The sequence below is a fragment of the Fontimonas thermophila genome (assembly GCF_900113085.1).
GTDB lineage: Bacteria > Pseudomonadota > Gammaproteobacteria > Nevskiales > Nevskiaceae > Solimonas > Solimonas thermophila.
The window spans coordinates 31,146-56,348 of sequence record NZ_FOOC01000004.1 but is presented as its reverse complement, the minus strand read 5'-3'; the positions used below and the strand labels follow the sequence as shown (position 1 = coordinate 56,348).

Sequence of the window (25,203 nt, the reverse complement as noted above, 5' to 3'; positions counted from 1 at the left end):
TCAGGCCACCTTGGCCGAGGCCTCGAGAAAATCCTGCGCAAAGCGCTGCAGCACGCCGCCGGCCTCGTAGATCGACACTTCCTCGTCGGAATCGAGCCGGCATATGACCGGCACTTCCAGCGTCTCGCCGCTGCGGCGATGGATGACGAGCGTCAGCCGCGCGCGCGGCCGGCGGGTCCCGATCACGTCGTAAGTTTCGCTGCCATCGAGTTTGAGCGTCAAACGGTTCACACCCGGCTCGAACTGCAGGGGCAACACGCCCATGCCGATCAAGTTGGTGCGATGGATACGCTCGAAACCCTCGGCGACGATCGCCTCGACGCCGGCCAGACGCACGCCCTTGGCGGCCCAGTCGCGCGAGGAACCCTGGCCATAATCCATGCCGGCGATGATGATCAGCGGCTGGCGGCGGGCGAGATAGGTTTCGATCGCCTCCCACATGCGCATGACCACCCCTTCCGGCTCCACACGCGCGAGCGAGCCCTTGCGGATGCTGCCGTCGGGGTTGCGCACCATCTCGTTCTGCAGCGTCGGATTGGCAAAGGTGGCGCGCATGGCCGTGAGGTGGTCACCGCGATGCGTGGCGTACGAATTGAAGTCCTCTTCCGGCAATCCCATCCGGGCCAGATACTCACCCGCGGCGGAATCGGGAAGAATCGCATTCGACGGCGAGATGTGGTCGGTGGTGATGTTGTCGCCGAAGATCGCCAGCGGGCGCATGCCCTTGAGCGTACGGGGATAGGCGGCGAGCGCGCCGACGCCTTCCTTGTCCCAGTACGGCGGGCGCCGGATGTAGGTGCTCTGCGAACGCCAGTCGTACAGCGGGCTGACCTTTTCGTCCACGGCCTTGAAGTTGAACATCGGCCCGTACACGCGGCGGAAGAATTCCGGCTTCACGCTCCTGGCGATGATGGCATCGATCTCCTCATCGCTGGGCCACAAGTCCTTGAGCGTGACCGGCGTGCCGTCGGCATCCACGCCGAGCGCGTCTTTTTCGATATCGAAGCGGATCGTGCCGGCGATCGCATAGGCGACGACCAGCGGCGGGCTGGCGAGAAAAGCCTGCTTGGCGTACGGATGGATGCGACCGTCGAAGTTGCGATTGCCCGAGAGCACCGCCACCGTGTAGAGGTCGCGCTCGATGATTTCCTGCTGGATCTTCGGATCGAGCGCGCCGGACATGCCGTTGCACGTCGTGCAGGCAAAGCCGACGATGCCAAAGCCGAGCTGCTCGAGCGGTTCGAGCAAACCGGCCTCGCGCAGGTACAGCTCGACGGTCTTGGAGCCGGGCGCCAGCGAGGTCTTGACCCAGGGCTTGCGCGCCAAGCCCTTGCGCACCGCGTTGCGCGCCAAAAGCCCGGCGGCGATCACATTGCGCGGGTTAGAGGTATTGGTGCACGAGGTGATCGCGGCAATGATCACGGCGCCGTCCGGCATCGTACCCGCTTGCGGCATCTGCCAGGGTCCGGCGATACCGCGCTCGGCGAGCGCCGACGTCGGCAGGCGCCGGTGCGGGTTGGAAGGCCCCGCCATGTTGCGGACCACGGTGGAGAGATCGAACCGCAGAACGCGCTCATACTCGGCAGTCTTGAGCGCATCGGCCCACAGCCCCGTGTGCTTGGCGTAGATCTCGACCAGCCTGACCTGCTGCTCGTCGCGTCCGGTCAGGCGCAGATAGTCGAGCGTGTTCTGGTCGATGAAAAACATCGCCGCGGTGGCGCCGTATTCCGGGGCCATGTTCGAGATCGTCGCGCGGTCGGCGAGCGTCAGCGCCGATGCCCCCTCACCGAAAAATTCCAGATACGCCCCCACCACCTTTTCCTTGCGCAGAAACTCGGTGAGCGCGAGCACGACATCCGTCGCCGTGATCCCCGGCCCCGGCCGGCCCGTGAGTTCGACGCCGACGATGTCGGGCAGGCGCATCCACGAGGCGCGGCCGAGCATCACATTCTCCGCCTCGAGGCCGCCGACACCGATGGCGATGACACCGAGGGCATCCACGTGCGGCGTGTGACTGTCGGTGCCGACACAGGTATCGGGGAAAGCCACACCATCCTGAACGTAGACCACCGGGCTCATCTTCTCCAGATTGATCTGGTGCATGATGCCGTTGCCTGGCGGAATCACATCCACGTTCTTGAACGCGCGCCGCGTCCAGTCGATGAAATGGAAGCGGTCGTCGTTGCGCCGATCCTCGATCGCCCGATTCTTGGCGAACGCGTCTTTCTCGAAACCCGCATGCTCCACCGCGAGCGAATGATCGACGATGAGCTGCACCGGCACCACGGGATTGACCTGCGCCGGATCACCGCCTTGCTGGGCAATGGCATCCCGCAGGCCGGCGAGATCCACCAACGCCGTCTGGCCCAGGATGTCATGGCAGACGACGCGCACCGGATACCACGGAAAATCCAGATCCCGCCGGCGTTCGATCAACTGTGTCAGGTAATCGCGGATCTTCTCCGGCTCGGCGCGGCGCACGATGTTCTCGGCATGCACCCGTGCGGTATACGGCAGCCTGTCGTACGCACCCGGCTGGATCCGATCCACGGCCTCGCGCGCATCGAAATAATCGAGCGCGGTGCCCGGCAGTCTCTTGCGGTAGGCGGTGTTCATACGGTCACTTCGGCTATTGGCGGTCCTCGATGCGCACGAACCGGCGGTTTTCCGGACCGATGTAATTGGCGCTCGGACGGATGATCTTGCCGTCGATACGCTGCTCGATGATGTGCGCGCTCCAGCCTGCGGTGCGGGCGATGACGAACAGCGGCGTGAACATGGCCGTCGGCACCCCCATCATGTGATAGCTCACCGCTGAGAACCAGTCGAGGTTCGGGAACATCTTTTTGACCTCCCACATTACCTTTTCCAGACGTTCGGCGATGTCGAACATCTTGGTATTGCCGGCCTCCTGCGACAGGCGGCGCGCCACTTCCTTGATCACCTTGTTGCGCGGATCGGAAACCGTGTAAACGGGATGACCAAAGCCGATGATCACTTCTTTGTTCTCGACCCGTTTGCGGATGTCGGCCTCGGCCTCGTCGGGCGTCTCGTAGCGTTTCTGGATTTCAAAAGCGACCTCGTTGGCGCCGCCGTGCTTGGGTCCGCGCAGTGCGCCGATACCGCCGCAGATCGCCGAATACATGTCCGAGCCGGTACCCGCGATCACCCGGCAGGTGAAGGTGCTGGCGTTGAATTCGTGTTCGGCGTACAGAATCAGCGAGGTATGCATCGCACGCACCCACGATGCCCTGGGCTTTTCGCCGTGCAAAAGATGCAGGAAATGTCCGCCGATGGAATCGTCATCGGTCTCGACATCGATGATGCGGCCGTTGTGGCTGTAGTGATACCAGTACAGCAGCATCGATCCGAGCGAGGCGAGCAGACGGTCGGCGATGTCGCGCGCACCGGGATGATTGTGATCGTCTTTCTCCGGCAGCACGCAGCCCAGCGCCGAAACGCCGGTGCGCATCACGTCCATCGGATGACTGTTGGCCGGCAACTCCTCGAGCACCGATTTCACATGCGCCGGCAGACCGCGCAGCGATTTGAGCTTGGCTTTGTAGGCCGCCAGCTCCGCGACGTTCGGCAGCTTGCCGTGCACGAGCAAGTACGCGATCTCCTCAAACTCGCAGACATCGGCGATATCGAGAATGTCGTACCCGCGATAATGCAGATCGTTGCCGGTGCGACCGACTGTGCACAGCGCGGTATTGCCGGCGGCAACACCCGACAGCGCAACGGATTTCTTGGGTTTGAAGCCGGGGGTTACGGTTTCGCTCATGTCGTCTCCTGATGGGGGTATGACGCTGGCGCGATGGGAGGATCGCTCACCTCGTCACCGCTTGTGCTGTGCGAACAGCGCATCGAGTTTCTGCTCGTAGGCGTGGTACCCGATCGACGCATACAGTTCCATACGCGTCTGCATCGTATCGAGAACATTCTTCTGCGTGCCGTCGCGGCGGATCGCGGTATAGACGTTCAGCGCCGCCTTGTTCATCGCCCGGAATGCAGAGAGCGGATACAACACCAGGCTCACGTCGGCGCCCCGCAGCTCCTCGACGGTGTACAGCGGAGTTGCACCGAACTCGGTGATGTTGGCGAGGATCGGCACCTTCACGGCGGCGGCGAATCGCTTGTACATCGCCAGATCCGTCATCGCCTCCGGGAAAATCATGTCTGCACCGGCCTCGACGCAGGCCACCGCACGCTCGATCGCCCGCTCCAGACCCTCGACGGCGAGCGCATCGGTCCGCGCCATGATGACGAAATCGTCGTCCGTCCGCGCATCGACGGCGGCCTTGATCCGGTCGACCATCTCCTGCTGCGAGACGATTTCCTTGCCGGGGCGGTGCCCGCAACGCTTGGCACCGACCTGGTCTTCGATGTGCATCCCGGCGGCCCCGAATTTGATCAGGCTCTTGGTCGTCCGCGCGACGTTGAATGCACTCGGACCAAAACCGGTATCGGCATCGACGAGCAACGGCAGATCGCAGACATCGGTAATGCGACGCACGTCGGTGAGGACATCGTCGAGCGTGGAAATACCTAGATCCGGCAGTCCCAGCGAACCCGCCGCGACTCCACCCCCGGAAAGATAAATCGCCTTAAAACCGACCGACTTCGCCAGCAGGGCGTGGTTGGCGTTGATCGTGCCGACCACCTGCAAGGGTTTTTCGGCGGCGAGCGCGGCGCGCAGGCGTGCGCCCGCGGATGTCTGGGTGCTCATGTCGAGACTCCTTGATATCCCATCGATGGCGGACATTCCGGATCTGCCGGGATGGATCGATACTCTGGCACTCGCCCACGCATTGATCAATCTTGATTGATCTCGTCAATATATGGGCATGAATGCGATGAGCAGCGAATACCTCAGCGCACGCGAAGCCGCTGCACGCCTGGGCGTGAGCCTGGCCACGCTGTACGCCTATGTCAGCCGCGGCCATGTGCATTCCCGGCCCGGGCCGGACCCCCGCCGCCGGCTTTACCTCGCCCAGGACATCGACCGCCTGATCGAACGCCGCCGTGCCGGGCGCAGCGCGGCCCAGGGCGCCGCGCACAGTCTCGCCTGGGGGTTGCCGGTGCTGGAAACCCGCATCTCGCTGATCCGCCCGGAGGGCCATTACTACCGCGGGCAGGCAGTGACCGATCTCGTCGACAACGGCGCCAGCCTGGAGGACGTCGCCCGGCTGCTGTGGGATTGCGGCACGGACGACCCCTTCTCCCTGCCGCCGCCCGACCCGTGGCCTGCTGCCGTACGCACCCTGCTCCATCAGCCGGACCTTCCCGCCCTCGAGCGAACCGCCGCCGCGCTGCCCCTGCTCGCCCCCGGTTCGGTGCGCGATCTGTCCATGGACCCGGCACGTCGCCGCCAGAGCGCCGCCGCGCTGCTACGCCAGACCACAGCATTGCTCGCCGGTACCGAACCCAGCGCGCGCCCGGCCCATCGGGTCATCGCCGATGCCTGGCGCCCCGGCGATACGCGCCTGGCCGAACTGATACGCACCGCGCTGCTGCTGTGCGCGGACCATGAGCTCAATGCATCCGCCTTTGCCGCGCGGGTCGTCGCATCCACCGGTGCGAGCCTCCACGCCGCCGTCGCCGCCGGCCTTGCCGCCCTCTCCGGACCCGCACACGGTGGCGGCACGGCGCGTGCCTATGCCTTCATCCAGGACGCCCTCAAGGCACCCTCGATCCAGCGCTATGTGCTCAGTCGCCTGCAGCGCGGCGAGGGCCTGCCGACGTTCGGGCACCCGCTGTACCCGCAGGGCGATCCACGCGCAGCGCTACTGCTGCGCAAACTTTCGCAACTACGCCCACGCCCCGCGCGCCTTGCGCGGCTGCAAACCCTGATCGACGCCGTCGGCGAGGCAACCGGCAAGGCCCCGAGCACGGATTTCGCCCTCGCCGCGCTCGCCGATGTCTACGAGCTGGGCCCACAAGCCGGTCTTGCCCTGTTCGGCGCCGGACGCGTCGCCGGCTGGCTCGCCCATGCACTCGAACAGCAAGCCAGCGGCGTACTGATCCGCCCGCGGGCGAGCTACGTGGGTCTGCTCCCCGCACACTTGCCGACCATCCATTCGCGTCGGAAACGTCATCGGCGAGAGCGCTAACCAGCCGTTGAAACATCGGGAGAATGGCCGATGCAAGGCGGCAAGAGCGCTGCAAGAGATTTTTCTGTCGAGACCGATCAAAAGATCGGCAAGGCAGCGAGCACTGCGCAACGCCGCAGATAGTTCAGCCAATCGTTTTTCAACGGCCCGCCAAGCCGGCCACCGCTCAGGCGGCGCGCAATTCTGCCAGCGCAAGATCCAGGCCCACGCGCCAGTCCGGCCGTGGCAGGCCCAGCACGCTGGCGGTCGCGCTGCAATCCATCCGCGAATTCAGCGGCCGCCGCGCCGGTGTCGGGTATTCGGCCGTGGCGATCGGCACGAGGCGCGGCGCGCGCACCAAAATGCCGGCGGCGACGGCACGGGCGAAAATCTCGCCGGCAAACGCGTACCAGCTCACGTCCGGCGCTCCGGCGTAGTGGTACGTCCCCCACGCAAGGGTGCCATCCCGGCGGTAACGGTCCACCATGTGCAGCGCCGCATCGGCGATGTGGCCGGCATAAGTCGGCCCGCCGACCTGATCGGCGACGATGCGCAACTCATCGCGCTGTGCGCCGAGCCGCAGCATGGTGCGCACGAAATTGGCGCCATGCCCGGCAAACACCCAGCTGATCCGGAAAATCAGATGCTGGGGACAGCCCGCGCGCAGCGCGCGCTCACCCGCGAGCTTGGTGGCGCCATAGACCCCGAGGGGGGCGGTGGCATCCTCGGGGCGGTAGGGGTGTTCTGCATCGCCCGGGAACACATAGTCGGTCGAAAAATGCAGCACCGGCACGTGGCGCGCCGCGCAGGCCTTTGCGAGTTCGCCAGGGGCACGCGCATTCACCGCCTCGGCCAGATCGGGCTCGCTCTCGGCCTTGTCCACCGCCGTGTACGCCCCGGCATTGATGACGATATCCGGCGCATACCGATGCACGGCGACAGCCACCTCTCCGGGCCGCGCCAGATCCAGTTCCGCGCGCGTCGGGGCGATGACGGTCAGGCCATCCCATCGGTGCACCCGCCGGCGGATCTCGGTACCGACTTGGCCGCTGCCCCCGGTGAGCAGAATCTTCATCGCACGTAGACCGGCAACTGGTCGGGAGAGACCCGGCACAGTCTCGGATGGTGAGCGTCCTTGGCCGAAACCTGTGGCGTCAAATCCGCCAGCGGCCAGTCGATGGCCAGATCCGGATCATCCCACGCAATGCCGCGGTCAGAAGGCGCGTCGTAGTACGCCGTGCACTTGTAAACGAAATCGGCTTCATCCGAGAGCACGAGAAAACCATGCGCAAACCCTGGCGGGATGTAGACCATACGGTGATGCACATCGTCGAGAATCACACCATGCCAGCGCCCAAAATGCGGAGAGCCATGACGGATGTCCACCGCCACATCGAACACGCGGCCACGCGCCACCCGCACCAGCTTGCCCTGGGGTTCGTTGAGCTGGTAGTGCAGGCCGCGCAGCACGCCGCGCCGGGAGCGCGAATGGTTGTCCTGCACAAAGCGGACGTGATGACCGGCCTCGGCAAGCCAGGTCTCGCGGAACGTCTCTACGAAAAAGCCGCGCTCGTCGGCGAATACCCGGGGTTCGAACAACACGACCCCCGGCAGCGGCGTCTGGATGATGTTCATGAAATGGTGGGTGAGATGAATGAAGTCGGGTGAGGATCTTGGTTCTACGCAGGACTGCCCGCGAAACCGTTCGCGAACGGCAAAATCATGACGGATGCGATCGCCCCTGGACAACAGAGAAGCTCTCCCCTGCACTGGCGAATGAACTGCACCTCATTCGATCAAGCAATCACCAAGACTTCACTGTCATACAAAGCACGCCTGCGAATCCCGTCCGGTGCCCTGGACCACCGGGTGCCTGTCGGCCATCCGGGTTACGCGCATTGGCGGATCGTGAGAGATCCGACTCAATTCAGTCCAACACAAAGCTCGCCAGACGATCCAGTCTACTTCCGGAACCCGTTCTGATAAGCTTTCAACATCTCGAAGGCGAGTCGGGCAAGAGCAAAGATCGGGAACGCGGACCTTATTCCTCTTGCTGCGCTTCGGTGCACGCCGCGCACGGCAAGCAGTGGACGCATGGGGCTACCGCTTGCGAAAAGTCATCGATCTTTTTTGACTCACCACAATTTTGATCTGGATCACATTTGATTACGCCCGGATGGCTACAGTTACCCGTCCCTATCACCCCCAAACCACGATGAGAGGCGTACCCTCCTTTTTTGAGGCATTCCGAAGCACGCTGCGGCTACTGGCGACCAGCATGCTCGCCGTCTTGATCAGTGGATGCGCCGGCATGGTTCAGCGCTTCGACGAACCCGCCTCTGCCAATCAAATCCCCTTCACGGTAGAACCGGTGACGCCCGCTCTGGTCGCCAGCCTGGCGCAGCAGCCCCCAGCCATTCCGGAAATCCCGCCGGGCACTCCACAACTCTCCGAATACGTCTACCGCATCGGACCCGGAGACGTGCTATCGATCTTTCTCAATCAGTCCTTGTTTGCCGATACCCGCACAAATTCAGTGGCATTGGTTGACCGTGTGGCTGAGTCGACTTATGTGGTCGACAGCGATGGCCGGGTCTTTCTGCCGCTGCACGGGCCACTGCGCGTCGCCGGACTCACACCGGGCGAGGCCTACACCGCGGTGCGCGACGCGCTCGCTCGGTTCATCAACCAGCCGCAGGTCAATCTGCGAGTGAGCGAGTACCGCTCACAGCGGGTGGCCGTGGCGGGTGAAGTCGAAAAGCCGGGCTTTTTCCCGATCACCGACCGGCCGATGACCATCACCGAAGCCGTCATCACCGCCGGCGTGAAGCCGGAGGGTGATCTGCGCCGCGTGGTGCTCAAGCGGGGCGAGATCGACTATCCCGTGGATGTCTTCCAACTCCTGCAAAGCCCGGACTTCGGCCAGCGCTGGGTCTTGAAGGACGGCGACGTGGTCTTCGTGCCGCGCAACATCAACAAGGTGTATGTTTTGGGCGAAGCGCCCAACCGCACCGAGTTCATCGACCCCTACACCACCTCGCTGGCGCAGATCCTGGTACCTTCCGATCAGCGCGGCACGGCGGTGCTGGCCGGAGCCAACTATCTTCAGGCCGGCACCGCCCGGCCGGGGAGCATCTTCGTGATCCGTGCCGATGGAAATCAGGCGCGTGTCTTTCACCTCAACGGCAAGAGCCCGGAATCATTCATTCTCGCGGATCGCTTCCAGCTCGCGAGCGGCGACATCGTCTATGTTTCGACACGCGAAGTCACCCGCTTCAACCGCTTCATCGCCCAGATCCTGCCCAGCCTGACCTCGCTGGTGGCGCCGGTATTCGTGATCGACCGGCTGGACCAGGTGTTCTCCAACGACTGACCCATCGCCACCTTGCCTCGGCCGGGGTGTCCTCCCCGGCCGGACTCGCGTGACAATCTTCCCCAATCGATGACTGCTGAGCTCCCCACAACCGCACCACTCGAAAACGACGATCAGATCGACCTGCGCGAGCTGATCGGCATCCTGATCGCCAGCTGGCCGGTGATCGCCGGTTTTGTCGGTGCGGCCGCGTTCCTGGCCCTGACCTACCTGTACATCGCCCCCCCGCGCTACACCACAGACGCACTGGTGCAGGTGGAATCCAACGCCAATCCTGCGCGCGTGGCGTTTGCCCAGGTGGCCGAGGCCTTCACCACGGAAATTCCGGTCACGGCCGAGGTGGAAATCCTCAAAAGTCGCCTGGTGATTGGCGCCGTGGTCGATCGGTTGGGGCTGGACGTGGTGGCCGAGCCGCGCAGTCTGCCGTTACTCGGCCCAGCCATCGCGCGTCGCCAGCGCAGCGCGCGCTTCGGGGAGCCGCCGTTCTGGCTCAAACCCTTCGACCGCAGCGCGTACGCCTGGGGCGGCGAGGCGATCACGGTCTCCACGTTCCAGGTCCCCCCCCAGGCACTGAACCGGCCGTTTTACCTGCGCTTGCTCGATACGGACGGCCAGTACCAGATCCTGGACGAGGAACAACGGCCCTTGGGCGAGGGGCGGGTCGGCGTGCTGGCCACGCTCCCTCTCAGTGATGACACCGACCCCATCGAATTATTCGTGCAAGAACTGCGCGGCGAGCCCGGCACCGAGTACACCGTCATGCGCATGCGCCGGGACGCCGCCATCCGCGCCGTTCAGGACGCGCTCACGGTCACCGCCTCGCGCACGGCGCTCGGCATGGTCAACCTCAGCTACACCGCCGAGAGTCCGCAGCAGGCCCAACGGGTGCTCACCGAAATCCTGAACGCCTATCAAAAGCAAAACGTGGAGCGACGCTCCGCCGAGGCCGAGCAGACGCTGAGCTTCCTCAAGGCGCAATTGCCGGAACTCAAGGCCAAACTCGAGACTGCCGAGGCGCGTCTCAACCAGTTCAAGGTCGAGCAGGGCACCGCCGATCTGACCCAAGAAACCTCCCTGGTGCTCTCCCGCAGCGTCGAGCTCGAGCGGAACAAAGCCGAGCTGCTCCAGCAGCGCAACGAAGCCTTGCAGCGCTTCACCGTCAACCACCCGGTGGTGCAGGCCCTCGACGCGCAAATTGCGCAGATCGACGCCCAGCTCCGTCAGGTCAACGCCCGGATCCGCCAGTTGCCGGACATCGAGCAGCACACCCTGCAATTGATGCGCGACGTGCAAGTCGCCACGGCGCTGTACGTGGCGCTCCTCAACCGCACGCAAGAGCTCGAGGTCGTCCGCAGCGGCACCATCGGCAGTATCCGCATCATCGACACACCCTTTCTGCCGAGCTTTCCCTCCCAACCCAAGCGCCTGCTGGTGGGTACGCTCTCGCTGATTCTCGGAGGCTTGCTTGGGGTCATCGCCGTGTTCGTGCTCAACGCCCTGCGCACCGGCGTCGAGGACCCTGCCATCGTCGAGAAAAAACTGGGTCTGCCGACGTATGGCGCCATTCCCTACTCCGAGGAACAAGCCAGGCTCGCGCGCGCACTCAAACGCGGCAAAAGCCAGCCGGATGGCCTGCTCGTACTGCGCGAACCCAATGGGGTGGCCGTGGAAGCGCTGCGCAGCCTGCGCACGGCGCTGCACTTTGCGCAGATGGATGCACCGAACAACCGTATCATGCTCACGGGCCCGGAACCGGATCTTGGCAAATCCTTCGTCAGCATCAACCTCGGCGCCGTGCTCGCCCAGGCCAAGCGCCGCGTCGTGGTGGTGGACGCCGACCTGCGCCGCGGCCACATCAACAAGCTGATCGCCGCACCGCGCGCCCCGGGTCTCTCCGAGCTGATCAGCGGCGCCGCCACACTCGAACAGATCCTCTGCCCCACACCCGTCGAGGGCTTGATGCTGATCCCCACCGGCACCTACCCGCCCAACCCGGCGGAGCTGCTGATCAACGAGCGCTTCGTGGAACTGCTGCAAGGGCTTTCTGAACGCTTCGACCACGTTCTCATCGATACCCCGCCGGTACTTGCCGTCACCGACGCAGCCATCATCGGCCGCCACGCCGGCATCACCCTGGTGGTGCTCAAGGCCGGGGAACACCCGCTACGGATGATCGAGGAAACCGTCAACCGCCTGACCCGCGCCGGCGTCGCGGTGCGCGGCACGCTGTTCAACCAGATCGGCCGCACGCGCCAGGGGCGGTATGGCTACAAGTACGGCTACTACTACGGCGGTTATCGCTACGACTATCGCAAACGCCCGAGCGGGAGCTAAACCCGGCAGGTTCCATCAAACAAGGGCAAAGATAGCAGCCGGAATGCGCTGCGCACGACGAGAAGGAGTTACCTTAACACACCTCTGCCGGATCAACCGGACAGCTCGGTGTAAACCTTGAGCGTCTGCTCGATCACGATGCGCTCATCAAAGCGTTCCAAAACTTTCTTGCGGGCCGCTGCGCCGAGGCGGGCGCGCAAAGCGGCATCGGACGAAAGCCGCGCGATGGCCTCGGTCAGCGCCTGGGCGTCCCGGACCGGCACCAGCAAACCTTCTTGTTCGTGCGTCACCACTTCCCGGCAGCCGGGCGCATCAGTGGTCACGATCGGCAGACCGCAGGCCGCTGCCTCGATCAGCGTCTTGGGCAGACCTTCACGGTAGCTTGGCAGCACCATGATATCGGCCGAAGCATAGAGTGCGGGCATATCCTCCACGTGCCCCAGCCAATCGATCACGCCCTCATCCTGCCACTGCTGGACGGTAGCCACCGGAATGGCGGCGGGATTGCCCTCATCCGGTGTGCCAGCCAGCAGAAAATGCAGAGCAAGCCCCCTGCGCCTGAGCATACGCGCGGCTTCCACGTATTCCGCAATGCCCTTGTCCCAGAGCAGGCGGGCCACCAGCAGCACCCGCAACGCTTGCCCTGCTGGACGATTGCCCGCTTCCGGCCCGGGCGTAAAACGCTGGGCATCCACCCCCGAACCATAGATCAGGCGAATCTTGTCGGCGTCCACCAATCCAGCCTGCCGGAACAAGGTGACATCGTCCGGGTTCTGCAGAATCAGCCGTGCCCCCTCGCCGCCCAGCGCCCAGCGTATCAGCCTGCGCACCACCGGACGCAGCAACCGGGCCTTGAAATCCTCGCTGGTAAAGACATAGCCCATGCCGGCCACTGCCCCGACCCGGGCTGGCACACCGGCCCAACGCGCCGAGATCGCGCCATAGACCGCGCACTTGATGGTAAAGCCATGCACCAGATCCACGCGCTCGCGTCTCAGCAAACCCCTGAGCCACCACAGCAGCGCCAACTCCCGCAAAGGATTGAGACTGCGCCGATCCATCGGCACCGGCTGCCAGCGCAAACCCAGGGCTTGCAGCCGCGCTGCATAGGGACCGGGCGGAGAAAGCAGCAATGGCTCATACCCCGCGTCGCGGATCGCCAGCGCCAAGGACCGGCGAAAGTTGTAGAGATACCAGTCCGTATTGGCAAAGAGCGCGATCTTCACAGCAGCTCGAAGAGATAAAAGCGGTAAGGGAGCCAATACTGGGCGTGACTGGCAAACAACAGCCAGACGAACAGCACGGCCGCGTAGTAGGCGAGGATCGAAACGATCCAGATCCGCCGTCCGCCAAACCTCGCCAACCAATCCGGCAGGCGCGAGAAAACGAAGGGTTGTAGCGGAATGAGATACAGCGCCATGCGATCCACTGCCGTCGAGGACGGCAGCAGGATGAGCAAAGGAATGGTCGCCAGTGCGGCCCAGGCCATCAGGCTCCAGAGATTGCGCTCGGCTGCGCTTTGCCAGACCACGCGGCGGCGGAACAGCAGCAGGAGCATGGCCGGCAAGGCATTCATGGTAACCCGGATGGCGGCGCCCTCCGATTCATACTCGTACTCGGCCACGATGTAGTTGGTCACCAGGGCATCCACGCTTTCGGCCAACAATGCCCAATACATGAGCGCCGCGGTGATTCCGACCCACAGCGCCGACCACAGACGCCCGCGTGGATTGGCCAGCACCGCGAGCGGAATCAGCAGCACCGCGGTCTTGTGAAAGGTGGCGGCCAGACCCACGCACAACACAAACTGCAAGTTCTGATGACGCGCCAGCCGCACCAGACCGAGCATGGCCAGGCCGATGGCCACTCCCTGACGGCTGTAACCCATGGCCACGACAGTCACCAGATACGGCACTGCCACGGCCAGCGCCAGCCAGGGCCGGGGTTGGGCTTGGCAAAAAGCGAGCAGACCCCAGCTAAACAGAACTCCGCAAACGGTATTGACCAGAAAGACGCCCAGCCCCCACTGAGCCGATAGCCAGGTCAGCAGGTAATAACCAGGATCGGGCCTTTCTAGAACCTCCCCCAAAGGCACATCCAAGACGTCGAAGTAATGGGCTTGATAGTTAAACCAATCACCGCCGACCTCGAATCGGAAGCCGATCATCAAGACCAGCACGATACCCATGATCGGCCAGGTCAGTGCCCCATAGCGACCTTTGGCATGCGGCCGCGTGGCCGACATCGCTGCGGAAAAACTCGGCAACAGAAACAAAAACCAGTACGGCCACATGAGCAGGTTCAAGGCCTTAACCAGCGCCCAAGGCTGCGTTTCTCAACAACTGCGCAACGCGCGGGCCCCAGACTTGCAGAGAATAATGCGTTTCCACCTTTTTACGCCCCGCCTGCCCCATTCGCCGGCGCAAATCGGCGTCGCGCAGCAGGGTGGACAGAGCCTCTCGCCACTCGGCTTCTGTTCTAGCCAAAAAGCCATTCACACCATGTTCGACGATCTCGCAGTTGACCCCGACAGGAGAAGCCACCACGGGTAAGCCGCAGGCCATGTATTGGATGAGCTTGTAGCCACACTTGCCCCGTGACCATGGGCTATCGTCGAGGGGCATGATCCCGATGTCCATCTGCTGGATGTCGCTCACTTCGGTGGCTTCGGACCAGGGCCGAAGCTCCAGCAGCGGATGGGCCTCGGCGGCCGGGCCTGCGCCCACCACCCGCAAACGGGCTCCATGGGCACCGGCGACCTCGATCAGCAAGGGCATCATCGGCGTCATGTAATCACGCCAGGTTCCGGGCGTACCGATCCAGCCGATGCGCAACTGGCCTTCGTCATCCGCGATGCGCTTGAAGCGGTAATGCTCCAAATCCACCACGGTTGGCACGGTTTCAACCTGTCGGGCCCCGGCTCTGATCGCATGGTCGGCAAGATAACGATTACCCGCCATGACCAGGCGGGAAGCTGCCATTACCGCGCCGATTTTGGAACCAAGCAGCCAGCGCACAAAGCGGCTGCGGTGTAAATCGTAGCGATGAAAGACCGCGTCGTCGTAATCCGAAACGATGGGCACATGACGTGGCAACAATCTGCGCTCAAACCACCACGGCAACCATGGTAAAGCCTCTTTTTCCAGCCAGATGAGATCTGCCCCAGAGTCGGTCAACAACCGCGAGAAACGCCGACAAAACGCCCTGATGACACTGCCGTAGGCCGGACTGCCTGCGTACAACCGGTGCAGATAACACTCATCAAAAAACGGCGCTTCAATGACCTCGATGCCTTGCGCCCGCAAAATCGGTAAATACTGCAAAAAGCGCAGCCGGGTCGAGGCGCCGTTACGGCTGTAACGCGGCAGTAACAAAATCTTCACGAATGCTCCCTGACCAGGCTTGAAACATCAGCACGCCCCACAGCCGGGTTGTCCAATCCCTTCGGCCAGACAGATGCTCGGCCCAGACCTTCTGAATGGGCTCAGGATTCAGTAAACCGGTTCTTTGTAGGTTGCCATGAGAGAGCAGCTCATCCGCCCAAGGCCGCAAAGGTCCGCGCAGCCACTCGCCAACCGGAATGCCAAAACCCATTTTGGGGCGCTCGATCAGCTCACGGGGTACGTATCGATAAAGCACCTGCCGGACCGCCCATTTGCCCTGACCCGCCCGAATTTTCATCGTCAGTGGCAGGCGGAACGCCAGTTCCACGACATCGGCATCCAAAAAGGGCGCCCGGGTCTCAAGGCTCACCCCCATGGCGGCGCGATCCACCTTGCAGAGAATGTCATCGGGCAGGTAGGTCCGTAGATCCTGCACCATCATGCGGGTAATAGCGTCATATTCCAAACCCTCGGGCAGGGGATCATCCAGCAACGAGACAGGCTCGGTGGTCTGCTGCTGCAGTAACTGTGGAGGTCTTGTCCACTCACTGACCAAGCTGCGATAAAGCCCATCGAGGTCTTTTACAGTCCTAAGCCTTGCGCCCAGCTTGTGAGCCTTGTCACCAGCACGGACGATGGGCTCTGCGCCGAGTGCGGCACCTATTTTGGCAGCGGTGTCCCATGCGGAAACCGGAATGCTTTGCAGCAGATGCCCTACTGCCATACGTAAAGGGTGCGGTAGCCACGCAACTTTGCGCCAGATACGAGTCCCCCAGAAATAGCGGTTGTAACCACCAAAAAGCTCATCGCCGCCATCACCCGAGAGCGCAACCGTCACCTGCTGCCGTGCCACCCGAGCAACCAGATGAGTCGGGATTTGCGAGGAATCGGCAAAGGGTTCGTCGTACAGCCTGGGTAGCGCGGGAATTACCTCTCGAGCCTCGGTGTCTGTCACCTTGAGCATCGTGTGATCGGTACCCAAGTGCCTGGCGACGGCTGCGGCATGGCCGGATTCATCGTATCCAGGCCTATCAAAACCGATCGTGAAGGTTTTGACTGGCCTCACGCTGTGCCGCTGCATCAGGGCGACGATAGTAGAGCTGTCGATTCCGCCGGAGAGAAAGGCGCCCAAAGGCACATCGGCCAGCATCTGCCTTTGCACCGATACTGCCAGCGTATTTTCCAGTTGCTGGATCGCGTCGGCCTCGCTTGCAATCTGCTGCCGCAGACCGGCCTGTACCACGTCATTCAAAAACCAGTAGCGCCGGATGTGGATAGAGCCATAACTCTGATCTGGGCGCAGCGGTTGCGCAGGGGGCAGCGTTGGCCAGCCAGACGATACCTGCAAAATTGTGCCAGGCTCCAGCTTGTAGATGCCCGGGTGGATGCTACGCGGAGCTGGTACATAGTTGAAGCGAAAGTACTGGATCAAAGCTTGCGGGCAAACACCAGCATTAAAATCAGGGTGCGCACGTAAGGCTTTCAGCTCGGAAGCAAACACGAGCTGCTGTCCGCACCACCCCCAGTAGAGCGGCTTTTCTCCCAAGCGATCCCGCGCCAGTTGCAGAATTTTGGCTTGGCGATCCCACAGGGCGATGGCGAACATGCCCCGGCTGCGGCGCAAGGTTTCGTCTAACCCCCAGCAGGCGATGCCGGCCAGCAAGGTTTCGGTATCGGAATGTCCACGCCAAGCCGGTGCGCCACCCACTGCTTGTAAAGCACGACGTAAATCCAGGTGGTTGTAAATCTCCCCGTTGAAAACGATCACGTAGCGTCCGCAAGCGGAGTGCATGGGCTGCGCGCCTGCAGGGCTGAGCTCCAGGATGGATAAGCGCCGGTGACCCAAGGCCACGCCTGCTTCAGCCCAAGCACCCTCAGCATCTGGGCCACGCATCTGCAGGCGGGCAGCCATGGCTAAAGCCAGGCTCCGCAGCGCATCATCTTGCCAGCCGTCGGCCGCCCAGATCCCCGTTAAGCCACACACTGATGATCCCCTTTTATTTTCAACGCAGTATGTCCTGATAAAGTGCCCGATAAGCCGCTGTGCCGCTGCGGAGTGAAAACACCGCCTCTGCCGCCGCGCGGCAACGTTGCGGCAGATCTGGCTCCTGCATCAGTGCGCACAGGGCTTGCCAGGCCGCCTGCAAGTGGTGGGGCTGTGTACCCTCCAGCAGCACGCCCACGCGATGAGTTTGCACGATGCTGGCGACATCCCCCACCCCTGCATTCGCCACCACGGGCTGGCCGGTTGCGAGTACCTCGCCCATGCGGGTGGGTGAACGCCCGAGCTCAGAGGGTTGACCGCCAGCGTAAAACATGGCAGAAACCTCATGCTTCCTAATTGCCGCAGGCATTTCGGCTGGCGCGCAGGCGCGGATGGAGAGCCGCTCACCGAGCACGCGGTTGGGATCGAGCGCTGCGCGCACGGCCTGCGGATCATCCCGCGTGATCACCTCGAATCGCGCTTGGGGCTGCTGCTCGGCCACATAGGCCCACCAGGCAGCCAACCAGTCCACCTTGAACCAGCCACTCAGGAGCGTCCCAATACAACCGTGCAGGGGCTGGAAACCGGCATCTCCCTCACGCATGGCGAAGCGATCCAGATCCACGCAGGTGGGAATCACGGCCACGCGCTGCCCGGCCAATTCGGTGGGATAAACGTGGCGCAGGTAGTCCACGGCGGCATGAGTCAGGGAAACCACCGCCGCCGCGTCACGCAGGCAAACGCGTTCTGCGGCGACGATGATCCGGTGCAGCCGCGACCCGCGTCGCAGCCGCCCAGCAGTAATGAGCTCTTCAGGCCAGAGCGCCCGCATGTCGAAAATAAAGGGCACGCCGGTCAGCCGCGAGAGCACCCACCCCACCGCTGCTGGAATATAGGACCGCGCGTGGATCAGGCGAACACGCTGCTCCCGCACGGCGCGCCATGCCAGCCAGACCATGCGCAGCATGGACAGTGCTGGGGCCACAATCTTCGGCTGTGGCCAAAAGCGTTGCGGCAACCAGCGGATACCAAGCCGCTCGCATTCTTCGCGTGCTGCGGACATCCGCGCGGCGTCCCGCCAGTCCTCCTCTTTTTCGTAGGTGATCAGTGTAATGTGGTACTCGCGCGACAACCCCCGCAGATAAGCCAGCACCTGGCTTTGCCCCAAGGGTTCGAGCAGGCCGTTGCGGGTAAGGTAGAGCGTGGGAATCACGACAAGCCTAACAACTCCAGATACTTTTGAGCGGCAATTTCAGGGTCAAAATCAGCCGCACGGCGGATCAGGGCATCACGGTCTGCCGGCATGTTGAGAGCGGTTTCTATGCCACGGGCAAGGGCAACGGCATCCCCCACTGGTACCAACTGCCCAAAACGTCCGTCTTCTAGGATTTCGGCAGGACCTGAAGGGCAGTCGGTAGAGACAACGGGTAAACCAAAAGATAGAGCTTCGACAATCACGTTGCCAAATCCTTCGTAGCTGGAGGAGAGCACAAACAAGTCTGCCGTGGCGTAAAAGGGGGAGGGATCAGCGTGAAATCCAGCAAAGATAACGCGATCGGCAATCCCTAGCTCTTGAGCCTGTTGGTGCAACGCATCCTTCAATGGCCCACAGCCGACCAACATCAGGCGTGCATCGAGATCATTCAGAATTGCAAGAGCACGCAAAAGGAGCGCGTGGTTTTTTTGTTCTTTTAAGTTGCCGACGGTAAGAATCCGCCTCTTACACGAACCCCAAAGGGCATTTGCTTCTCTCAGTTTCTCCGGCAGTGGTTGGCTAGGTCGACGAACTGGATTGTAGATAACGGTAAATTGATCCTGCGGCAGACGGGACAGTTTGGCCATGTCAGCACATACACCCACTGAAACACCGACACGGGCTGACGCTAAACGATACCCCCAAAAGGCTGACGCTTGAAGTGCGAGGTTGTGGACTAAACCCCATGTTCTGTACTGTTGCGTGAGAACACAGTGTTCACTGACCACCACTTTGCCATTAAACCCCGCAAAGCGGGTAGCCACAGGAGCAATCACCGTCAGCGGCCACATGTCCACGAGCAATGCCTTGGGGCGACGTTGGCGCAGATAACGGACAAGCGCTGGCAGTACATTGCGCACTCGGGGCGCTCCAAGATCAACAACCGGAAATTCCCGCTGTGCCTCGGGCAATAATTCCCCCTGAGCACGCATCAGGACAAATTCGACACCGTGTCCACGACGGGCAAACTCGTGTGCGAGCACGAGGCTCATACGCTCGACTCCACCGCCACGCAGATCAGGCAAAAATATAGCGATATCAGCTTGCACTTTTATTTTTTATCGCTATTTTATTCATGGAATCAAGGGCCTTGATTTGAAAGCCCTGATCGATTAAAAAATTAGTGGCATCAGTCCGTGGGTTCCAAGCCTCAAATATGACAACATCAATTTTACTAAGAGCCTTTCCAGCGCCTGACAAAGCTAAAATTTCATTACCTTCAACATCAAGCTTCATCAGAGCGATCTTTTTTATATCTGACAGCAATACATCTAACGTTGTGGTAACCACCTCAACTTGTTCACCAACACTATTTGTTCCCAATCTAGCCTGCCCAAATTTACCGGGCAAAACAGACGCAATCACTTTTTCGCCTGCTTGATTAGATAGCGCCGCCTCAACGATGTCAATATTCACAAGCTGATTTATCTTGATATTCCCGCAGTATTGTTGCGGTTTGCGGCATCATTTCAACTGAAATAACTCTCCCTTCTGTCCCAACAATTCGGCTCGCAAGAATACTGTAGAACCCGATGTTTGCCCCCGCATCCACGAAAACATCCCCGGGACGTAGTATCGAGCGTATAGCGCCTTCGACGGCAGGTTCCTGCCCAGGAAGCGCATGAAAAAGATCGTCAGACCACGCACGTACGCGAAACTCACCGACACCTTTCGCTACCACCGTGCAATTTTGGCTAACCATTGGAAACTGCCACTGATCTAGGTCTTTCCAAACTGTCTGCCACGAGTTCTTAATTGCCGCGTTCAGAATTTCCTGATCTATAGGCGTTTTACCACTCAATTCTCGACGTACACGCTGCCAAATGGCGAGGCGACGGATGACTGCACGCAATCTTCCTAGTGGACGCCGAATGACACTCGGCACAAATCTTCGGGCATTATTCATCATAATATCTTGAAAATTTAGACAGCATTGCAATTATGTATTAGTACGCTTTTTAAACAATGACGAAGCAAAATTAAAATATTTAGCTTCAAAAATCCCCGAGACGTTGGCTGCGTCTATACATCTATTTAGAAAGGCTGCAGAAGTCGGATACATGATTATGTATTTAAATAAAAACTTTAACCTATCCAAGTAATTTTCTGGTCGTTCTCCTGAAAGCGCGAAATGAGAAAGGCGCTTTATTTTCTTTTTGTAGACCGCCTTCAGGCGAACTTTTAACTCAGGATCAAGAGTAGTCATCTCCACATCCCGCAAGTTATTAAAAGACGAAATAATTCGACTCATAATGAGGAGGTTCCATCGCTTTTGGTCGCTGATTGAGTACCCAGTACCTGAAGTTTTATGCGACTTTCGGATACTCACCAATGCTTCATTTGTCGATATCATCCTTGAAGTGGCTAGACACCGAAGTGCCATTGGACCATCTTCAATGATGCTTCCACCAATCAGCGGTGGATAGTCGGCAAATAGATTGGCAGTGTACGCACATGTTGGAGAAAGAAATGGCAACACGTTTTTCAATAACCACTTTCGGCAATCCGTCTGGTCCATATTGCCGGTTCGCGCTGGAACAATTTTGAGTGTTTTCCCGCCATCCTCAAAATAGACGGCTCCGCTGTGGATGCAACAGCTCGGCCTTCCGTGCCTCAACCACAGATCAACAATAACGCTCGAGCGCTGTGCTTTTGAAATATCGTCGCCAGCAGCGACAATAATAAGACTACCGTGCGACAACTTGGCGACGGCGCTGACATGGGCAGCTGTCCCCAAATTAACCTCACCCCGCCTCACCACCACCCGATGCGGCCCGCGGTATTCCCGCGCCATCTGTTCCATGATCTCGAAAGTGCGATCGCTGGAGCAGTCGTCTGACAGGATGATTTCCAGCGGGCTGTAGGTCTGGGCAAAGGCACCCTCCACCGCTTCGCGGATGTATTTCTCCTGGTTGTAGGCAAACACGGCAAAGGTCACCAGGGGGCGTTCCGGCGTGCTCTCTGGCAGATTGGGATTACCGTAGGTACGTATCACGGCGTGGTGATCCATCGCTTCAATCGCTCTCCAAACTCTCCGATCCGGCCCAGTGCGCCGCCGACACCCGCTTTCGATGAGAGGCGCATGAGTGCCCACAGGCCCATGCCAGTCGCCAGCACGAGCCCCAGGACCCCCCCGGCCAGGTCGGACCATCGCGCGGTGAGGTCCACCACCACGGCGGCACTGATCACGGCCAGCGCCTGCCGCTTGACCACGCGGGTCCAGCGAAAACCAATCCTGCGGCCACCGAACCACCAGACGGTGGGCAGATAAACGATGTACATCGCCAGAAACGCGAGCCCCGTGGCTTCAACGCCCATCAGCGGCATCAACAGCGGCACACCCAGCACGAACACCCCTATTCCAACCGACTCGGTAAACACGAAGGTCTTGCCGGCACCCGTGACCAGAATGGCAAAACCCAGCGGCCAGCTCATGACTTTGAGAATGTCACCCAACAACTGCCAGCGCAGGATGTCCACTGCCGGACCAAACTCTGCGGTGTAAAGCATCCGAATCACCCATGGTGCCAAGCCGAGCATGGCCAGCAAAACGGGCGCGCACAGCAGCAAAGCCACTTCCGTCTGCTCATTGACCAGGCGGGTAGCGGTGACAGGGTCACCGATCGCTGCGGTCAGGCGAGGATAGTAGTCCGTCCCCATCGCCCCCAGGACAAAGCCCAGATAGGTCATGCCAATGGCCCAGGCCGCCTGGAAATGCCCCAGTGCCTCGGTCCCGAGTTCGCGCTGCACCAGCGTACGCACCGCGAGATGGCCGAGCGTGGTCACAAGCCCGCTGAGCATGAAGGCAAAGCCCAGCATGATCATCACCCGGATCTCATGCGCCAATTCCGCAAGTCGAGAAGGCGCCCCTGCTGGCAGCCCTAACCGGGCAACATAAACATGCCCGAGCAGAAAGGTGACGGCTGGGGCCACCAGCACCATGCCCACCACCCCTTGTGCTCCCCAGAGCCAGACGGCCAGCACGCCGAGCGCAGCCCCCAGGACACCTGACGCGACGTTGATCCGCGCCAGATCGCCCACGCGGCGCATGCCATTGAGCAGTGCAGCCTGTGACCCTGCCGCCACGGTGAGCGCAACTCCCACAGATAACCAGGCCACTTCCACTTGGCGGCTGGCATCGTCAAGCACCAGCCGCGCAATCGTGCCGCTGGCGAGGGCGAACAGCCCTGCACCGATAAGCGCCAGTGCCAAGGTGCCCCAGAACAGCGCGCGGCGTGTGCGCCCCACAGCGATTGCGCCACCCGAAGCCTGCGCCGCCGCAATCTGCCGCGTACCGACGTTGCCCAGCCCCAACGCGGCGATGGAGGAGGCCGTCTGGATCAAGCTGACGTAGAGCCCGGCAAGCCCCACACCAGCGGGCCCCAAGAGCACCGCCACGGCCTTCATCTTTGCGAGGCCAACGGCGATGTTGACCGCCTGCGACCCGCCAATGATCGACGACGAGCGCAGAATGGTCCGGTAAGAGCTGGGCGGCTGGTTGGTCATTGCTGGGCTTTGACCGCAGCCACCACCTGCGCCGCCTGATCCTGAGTCAAATGCGGCCCGATGGGCAGACTCAGCACCTGCTGGGCCATCGCCTCGGCCCGTGGAAAGCTACCCGCACCAAGGCCCAGCGCGGCATAGGCTGCCTGGCGGTGCGGTGGGATGGGGTAATGGACGAGCGTGCCGATGCCGGCCTCGGTGAGCGCCTGCTGAAGTTGGTCGCGCACGGGCGTGCGCACAACATACAGGTGCCACACTGGTTCGGCCCAGGCGGGTACCTGCGGCAGCACAAGATCTGTGCCGGCAAGTTCGGACTGATAAATAGCTGCAATCGCTTGCCGCCGTTCGTTCCACGCATCCAGGTGCTTGAGCTTGACCCGCAGGATGGCCGCCTGCAGCGGATCCAGCCGCGAGTTTACGCCCTGCACTTCGTTGACGTATTTCACCCGGCTGCCGTAGTTACGCAGCACACGGATACGATCAGCCACGTCTTCACGGTTTGTGGTGATGGCGCCGGCATCGCCCATCGCCCCCAGGTTCTTGCCGGGGTAAAAGCTCCAGCAGACCACATCGCCATGGGCGCCGATGCGCCGGCCCCTATAGCGCGCGCCGTGTGCCTGGGCGGCATCCTCTACAACCGCCAGGCCATGAGCTCTGGCCAAGGCCAGGATGGGATCCAGGTCCGCGGGTTGACCGTAGAGGTGCACTGGCAAAATGGCCCTGGTGCGCGGCGTGATCGCCGCCGAAATCAACGTCGGATCGATGTCATAGGTAGCCTCATCCGGCTCCACCGGCACCGGCGTTGCACCCACGGCCGACACCGCGAGCCAGGTGGCGATGTAGGTATTGGACGGCACAATCACCTCGTCCCCTGGCCCCACGCCCAGCGCCCGCAGGGCCAGAACCAGCGCATCCAGACCGTTGGCAACCCCCACGCAATGCTGGGCGCCGCAATAGGCCGCATATTCCCGCTCGAAAGCATCAACCTCGGGGCCGAGGATGTACCAGCCGGAATCCCGAACCCGCGCCCATACCTCATCCAGTTCCGACTGCAACTCTTGATGCGGCGCTTTCAAATCAAGAAACGGAATCACTGCTCACCCCGCACCAGTCTCAGGAACTCGTCGTAATCCCGGATGTAGTCATCCGGATCGTAGTAATGCGAGGCGAACACTAGCAGCGCGGCATCCGGCGAATATTTGTGCTGAACGCCCCACGTCATGGGTGGCATATAGAAACCGACATCCGGACGATCTAACACATGCTCTTGGCGAGAAAAGCCGTCATCGCCAATCACAGATATCCTTCCCCGAACACAAACGAGAAACTCATGACACGTCTTGTGTGCATGTTCGCCACGCACCTCCACCAAAGGAACTTGGTAAATTAAGAAATAACGCCGAACCTCGAAAGGAATATTCCGACCGAATTCACCAAACACCAGATTGCCACGCACATCAATTACTTTTGGCAAATCAATCAATTGCGCTCTAGGCATTTTTTTGAACCCATGCATCATAGCCAATCCCTTGCCACGGCATCCCACGGTCAAAGTGGTAGCGCCAGGGATACACGCTCCCCCCGTCTTTTTTCGATTTTATGTCGCGCACGGTCGCTACTTTTTTTGCAGGATTACCTACGACCACACTCTCAGCCTCGACATTACGATTGACGACAGAACCAGCGCCAACCAACGCGTCTTTTCCAATGCTCACCCCAGGCAGAATGACAGACATGGTGGCAATAACTGCAAAATCTTCAATATTGACTCCAACCTGAAACTCTGATGGCGGATGCGGATCATTCGTCAGCACAACATAAGGGAATATCCAGACAAAGTTGCCTATTCGGCTCTTATGCCCAACGTGAACATTACTATGTAAGCGAACATAATCGCCGATATGACAATGACCCTGAATATCAGAAAGCGTGCCGACGCGAAAATTTTTTCCCGCACGGGTACCTTCACGAATGGTGACGCGATGCCCTGTCTCCAACCCATCACCAAAACTACTTCCCGCATACAGTACCGACCCCGACCTGATGCGCGCCCCGCTCCCAATCTCAAGAATCCGATTTGAGTAATTTGCATCGGCACCGTAAAAGTCGGCGCAAGGCTCCCCAAGAATTACATGAGCCCCTATCACACTGTCGTCACCGATGTAGACATTGTCATAAATGACCGTATGCGGACCCACGGTGACATTTCTACCAAGCATCACCCCATCGCCGATTAGCGCCGTCGGATGAATGCCTTCAAAGTTTTTCATATCCCCCTC

21 protein-coding genes are annotated in these 25,203 nt (G+C 61.1%); 3 read left to right on the top strand and 18 right to left on the bottom strand.

Features of this window, described 5'->3' with window-relative positions:
* Genes acnD through prpB form a run of 3 tightly spaced genes read right to left on the bottom strand, consistent with a single transcriptional unit; the run spans nucleotide 1 to nucleotide 4,729 of the window.
* The gene (gene acnD / locus BMZ48_RS05020; RefSeq protein WP_091532568.1) at nucleotides 1–2,616 is read right to left on the bottom strand and encodes a Fe/S-dependent 2-methylisocitrate dehydratase AcnD; all 2,616 of its coding nucleotides are present in this window, start codon (nucleotides 2,614–2,616) and stop codon (nucleotides 1–3) included.
* A gap of 13 nt (nucleotides 2,617–2,629) precedes the next feature.
* Complete coding sequence (gene prpC / locus BMZ48_RS05015) at nucleotides 2,630–3,784, bottom strand: bifunctional 2-methylcitrate synthase/citrate synthase (RefSeq protein WP_091532565.1); 1,155 nt, start codon at nucleotides 3,782–3,784, stop codon at nucleotides 2,630–2,632.
* A gap of 54 nt (nucleotides 3,785–3,838) precedes the next feature.
* Nucleotides 3,839–4,729: a methylisocitrate lyase gene (prpB, locus tag BMZ48_RS05010; protein ID WP_091532564.1), complete on the bottom strand. Its 891-nt coding sequence runs from the start codon at nucleotides 4,727–4,729 to the stop codon at nucleotides 3,839–3,841.
* A 127-nt stretch (nucleotides 4,730–4,856) separates the two neighbouring features.
* Between prpB and BMZ48_RS05005 the strand changes: the two genes are divergently transcribed.
* The gene (locus BMZ48_RS05005; protein ID WP_091532976.1) at nucleotides 4,857–6,113 is read left to right on the top strand and encodes a citrate synthase family protein; all 1,257 of its coding nucleotides are present in this window, start codon (nucleotides 4,857–4,859) and stop codon (nucleotides 6,111–6,113) included.
* A 166-nt stretch (nucleotides 6,114–6,279) separates the two neighbouring features.
* On the opposite strand, the gene rfbD is transcribed toward BMZ48_RS05005, so the two are convergent.
* A complete protein-coding gene (gene rfbD, locus BMZ48_RS05000) occupies nucleotides 6,280–7,167 on the bottom strand; it encodes a dTDP-4-dehydrorhamnose reductase (protein ID WP_091532561.1) in 888 nt (295 codons plus the stop codon).
* Nucleotides 7,164–7,727, bottom strand: a complete 564-nt coding sequence (gene rfbC / locus BMZ48_RS04995) for a dTDP-4-dehydrorhamnose 3,5-epimerase (protein ID WP_091532558.1) — start codon at nucleotides 7,725–7,727, stop codon at nucleotides 7,164–7,166. Before rfbC ends, rfbD begins: the two co-directional genes overlap by 4 nt.
* Before the next feature lie 511 nt (nucleotides 7,728–8,238).
* Between rfbC and BMZ48_RS04990 the strand changes: the two genes are divergently transcribed.
* Nucleotides 8,239–9,465: a polysaccharide biosynthesis/export family protein gene (locus BMZ48_RS04990; RefSeq protein WP_091532556.1), complete on the top strand. Its 1,227-nt coding sequence runs from the start codon at nucleotides 8,239–8,241 to the stop codon at nucleotides 9,463–9,465.
* A 69-nt stretch (nucleotides 9,466–9,534) separates the two neighbouring features.
* Nucleotides 9,535–11,799: a polysaccharide biosynthesis tyrosine autokinase gene (locus BMZ48_RS04985; protein WP_091532554.1), complete on the top strand. Its 2,265-nt coding sequence runs from the start codon at nucleotides 9,535–9,537 to the stop codon at nucleotides 11,797–11,799.
* A 92-nt stretch (nucleotides 11,800–11,891) separates the two neighbouring features.
* Here the strand turns inward: BMZ48_RS04985 and BMZ48_RS04980 are convergent, their stop codons facing one another.
* The 13 genes from BMZ48_RS04980 to BMZ48_RS04925 all read right to left on the bottom strand — a co-directional run bounded on the left by BMZ48_RS04980 (nucleotide 11,892) and on the right by BMZ48_RS04925 (nucleotide 25,194).
* A complete protein-coding gene (locus tag BMZ48_RS04980) occupies nucleotides 11,892–13,025 on the bottom strand; it encodes a glycosyltransferase family 4 protein (RefSeq protein ID WP_091532553.1) in 1,134 nt (377 codons plus the stop codon).
* Nucleotides 13,022–13,987, bottom strand: a complete 966-nt coding sequence (locus tag BMZ48_RS04975) for an EpsG family protein (RefSeq protein ID WP_159431089.1) — start codon at nucleotides 13,985–13,987, stop codon at nucleotides 13,022–13,024. The genes BMZ48_RS04980 and BMZ48_RS04975 overlap by 4 nt, the downstream gene beginning before the upstream one ends.
* Before the next feature lie 121 nt (nucleotides 13,988–14,108).
* Nucleotides 14,109–15,182: a glycosyltransferase family 4 protein gene (locus BMZ48_RS04970; protein WP_091532551.1), complete on the bottom strand. Its 1,074-nt coding sequence runs from the start codon at nucleotides 15,180–15,182 to the stop codon at nucleotides 14,109–14,111.
* Nucleotides 15,148–17,166, bottom strand: coding sequence for an asparagine synthase (glutamine-hydrolyzing) (gene asnB, locus BMZ48_RS04965; RefSeq protein ID WP_091532549.1), 2,019 nt, complete (start codon nucleotides 17,164–17,166; stop codon nucleotides 15,148–15,150). Before asnB ends, BMZ48_RS04970 begins: the two co-directional genes overlap by 35 nt.
* A gap of 19 nt (nucleotides 17,167–17,185) precedes the next feature.
* Entirely contained in the window at nucleotides 17,186–18,379 is a 1,194-nt protein-coding gene (locus BMZ48_RS04960; RefSeq protein ID WP_091532548.1) for a glycosyltransferase, read from the bottom strand.
* Complete coding sequence (locus BMZ48_RS04955) at nucleotides 18,376–19,470, bottom strand: glycosyltransferase (protein ID WP_268762365.1); 1,095 nt, start codon at nucleotides 19,468–19,470, stop codon at nucleotides 18,376–18,378. Before BMZ48_RS04955 ends, BMZ48_RS04960 begins: the two co-directional genes overlap by 4 nt.
* Entirely contained in the window at nucleotides 19,460–19,837 is a 378-nt protein-coding gene (locus tag BMZ48_RS04950; protein ID WP_159431088.1) for an FkbM family methyltransferase, read from the bottom strand. Before BMZ48_RS04950 ends, BMZ48_RS04955 begins: the two co-directional genes overlap by 11 nt.
* Nucleotides 19,827–20,330, bottom strand: a complete 504-nt coding sequence (locus tag BMZ48_RS12875; RefSeq protein WP_234981526.1) for a class I SAM-dependent methyltransferase — start codon at nucleotides 20,328–20,330, stop codon at nucleotides 19,827–19,829. The genes BMZ48_RS04950 and BMZ48_RS12875 overlap by 11 nt, the downstream gene beginning before the upstream one ends.
* 30 nt (nucleotides 20,331–20,360) lie before the next feature.
* Nucleotides 20,361–21,431 (bottom strand): glycosyltransferase family 2 protein, encoded by a 1,071-nt coding sequence (locus BMZ48_RS04945; protein WP_091532543.1) that lies wholly within the window; start codon nucleotides 21,429–21,431, stop codon nucleotides 20,361–20,363.
* Complete coding sequence (locus tag BMZ48_RS04940) at nucleotides 21,413–22,927, bottom strand: O-antigen translocase (protein ID WP_091532542.1); 1,515 nt, start codon at nucleotides 22,925–22,927, stop codon at nucleotides 21,413–21,415. Before BMZ48_RS04940 ends, BMZ48_RS04945 begins: the two co-directional genes overlap by 19 nt.
* The gene (locus tag BMZ48_RS04935) at nucleotides 22,924–24,018 is read right to left on the bottom strand and encodes a DegT/DnrJ/EryC1/StrS family aminotransferase (protein ID WP_091532540.1); all 1,095 of its coding nucleotides are present in this window, start codon (nucleotides 24,016–24,018) and stop codon (nucleotides 22,924–22,926) included. The genes BMZ48_RS04940 and BMZ48_RS04935 overlap by 4 nt, the downstream gene beginning before the upstream one ends.
* A complete protein-coding gene (locus tag BMZ48_RS04930; RefSeq protein WP_091532538.1) occupies nucleotides 24,015–24,443 on the bottom strand; it encodes a sugar 3,4-ketoisomerase in 429 nt (142 codons plus the stop codon). Before BMZ48_RS04930 ends, BMZ48_RS04935 begins: the two co-directional genes overlap by 4 nt.
* Complete coding sequence (locus BMZ48_RS04925; RefSeq protein ID WP_091532536.1) at nucleotides 24,415–25,194, bottom strand: DapH/DapD/GlmU-related protein; 780 nt, start codon at nucleotides 25,192–25,194, stop codon at nucleotides 24,415–24,417. The genes BMZ48_RS04930 and BMZ48_RS04925 overlap by 29 nt, the downstream gene beginning before the upstream one ends.
* Nucleotides 25,195–25,203 lie beyond the last annotated feature (9 nt).

Excerpts from the sequence above, each read along its gene's own strand:
- acnD (WP_091532568.1), bottom strand. The coding sequence starts at position 2,616 with ATGAACACCGCCTACCGCAAGAGACTGCCGGGCACCGCGCTCGATTAT.
- prpB (WP_091532564.1), bottom strand. The coding sequence starts at position 4,729 with ATGAGCACCCAGACATCCGCGGGCGCACGCCTGCGCGCCGCGCTCGCC.
- BMZ48_RS05005 (WP_091532976.1), top strand. The coding sequence starts at position 4,857 with ATGAGCAGCGAATACCTCAGCGCACGCGAAGCCGCTGCACGCCTGGGC.
- BMZ48_RS04975 (WP_159431089.1), bottom strand. The coding sequence starts at position 13,987 with ATGGGTATCGTGCTGGTCTTGATGATCGGCTTCCGATTCGAGGTCGGC.
- prpC (WP_091532565.1), bottom strand. The coding sequence starts at position 3,784 with ATGAGCGAAACCGTAACCCCCGGCTTCAAACCCAAGAAATCCGTTGCG.
- BMZ48_RS04925 (WP_091532536.1), bottom strand. The coding sequence starts at position 25,194 with ATGAAAAACTTTGAAGGCATTCATCCGACGGCGCTAATCGGCGATGGG.
- rfbD (WP_091532561.1), bottom strand. The coding sequence starts at position 7,167 with ATGAAGATTCTGCTCACCGGGGGCAGCGGCCAAGTCGGTACCGAGATC.
- BMZ48_RS04940 (WP_091532542.1), bottom strand. The coding sequence starts at position 22,927 with ATGACCAACCAGCCGCCCAGCTCTTACCGGACCATTCTGCGCTCGTCG.
- BMZ48_RS04930 (WP_091532538.1), bottom strand. The coding sequence starts at position 24,443 with ATGATGCATGGGTTCAAAAAAATGCCTAGAGCGCAATTGATTGATTTG.
- BMZ48_RS04985 (WP_091532554.1), top strand. The coding sequence starts at position 9,535 with ATGACTGCTGAGCTCCCCACAACCGCACCACTCGAAAACGACGATCAG.
- BMZ48_RS12875 (WP_234981526.1), bottom strand. The coding sequence starts at position 20,330 with ATGATGAATAATGCCCGAAGATTTGTGCCGAGTGTCATTCGGCGTCCA.
- BMZ48_RS04945 (WP_091532543.1), bottom strand. The coding sequence starts at position 21,431 with ATGGATCACCACGCCGTGATACGTACCTACGGTAATCCCAATCTGCCA.
- rfbC (WP_091532558.1), bottom strand. The coding sequence starts at position 7,727 with ATGAACATCATCCAGACGCCGCTGCCGGGGGTCGTGTTGTTCGAACCC.